The organism is Streptomyces torulosus, assembly GCF_001419765.1.
GTDB classification, from domain to species: Bacteria; Actinomycetota; Actinomycetes; order Streptomycetales; family Streptomycetaceae; genus Streptomyces; species Streptomyces torulosus.
Map to the genome: position 1 here is coordinate 1 of NZ_LIRK01000644.1, position 705 is coordinate 705.

1 protein-coding gene and 2 pseudogenes are annotated in these 705 nt (G+C 74.7%); 2 read left to right on the forward strand and 1 reads right to left on the reverse strand.

The genetic code is table 11. From position 1 onward, the window contains the following. Both AOK23_RS50730 and AOK23_RS50735 read left to right on the forward strand, forming a co-directional pair. Nucleotides 1-154, forward strand: a pseudogene (locus tag AOK23_RS50730) (alkaline phosphatase); the annotation flags it as partial. A 2-nt stretch (nucleotides 155-156) separates the two neighbouring features. Continuing rightward, a pseudogene (locus tag AOK23_RS50735) lies at nucleotides 157-304 on the forward strand (alkaline phosphatase); the annotation flags it as partial. A 16-nt stretch (nucleotides 305-320) separates the two neighbouring features. Here the strand turns inward: AOK23_RS50735 and AOK23_RS50740 are convergent. Further along, on the reverse strand, nucleotides 321-705 hold a 385-nt coding region (locus AOK23_RS50740; protein WP_240496721.1), incomplete at its 5' end, for an Lrp/AsnC family transcriptional regulator.

Below are 705 nucleotides of genomic sequence, written 5' to 3' on the forward strand. Positions count from 1 at the left end.
CCCGCGCGCAGTCGTACGAGCTGGTCGGGCCGCTCGCGGACGGGGTGCTCGGGCAGATCACCCTGGATGTGGCGGTGCTCGGCGTGGTCGCGTTCGACGTCGTGCACGGCGCGGCGGCGCACGACGAGGCGGAGGCCGCGGTCAACCGGCTGCTNNCGCGGCCGACTCCAGCAAGCTGGGGCGGCGGGCGTTCGCGTGGATCTGCGCGGCCGACTCGGTGGACACCCTGGTCACGGACGCGGCGGCCGAGCCGGAGACCGTACGACGGTTCGAGGAGGCGGGGGTACGGGTCGTGGTGGTCTGAGGCCGCGGACGCGCGGTCAGTCCCGTAGCCACGGGGCGAGCATGCCGCCGCGTTTCAGGGTGGTGAGGACCAGGGAGACGTCCACGGACTGCACGTCGCGCAGCCAGGGGGAGCGGGTGACGAAGTGGTGGAGGGCGGACTCGTCGGGGAACGCGGTCAGCAGGAGGAACTGGCGTTCCCCCGTGACGAAGCTGGCGTAGCGGACGTGCGCGGACTCCGCGAGGGCGGTGCTCACGGCCTCCGCCCGTGACGGCGGGGTCCGCACCCAGAGGACCGCCTCCACCGGCAGTCCGAGCACGGCCGGTTCGAGCACGGCGCGGATCCGGACCCGGCCCGCCCGCCGCAGGGCGCTCAGCCGGCGTCGCGCGGTCGCTTCCGAGACTCCCGCGAAGCGCGCGAGT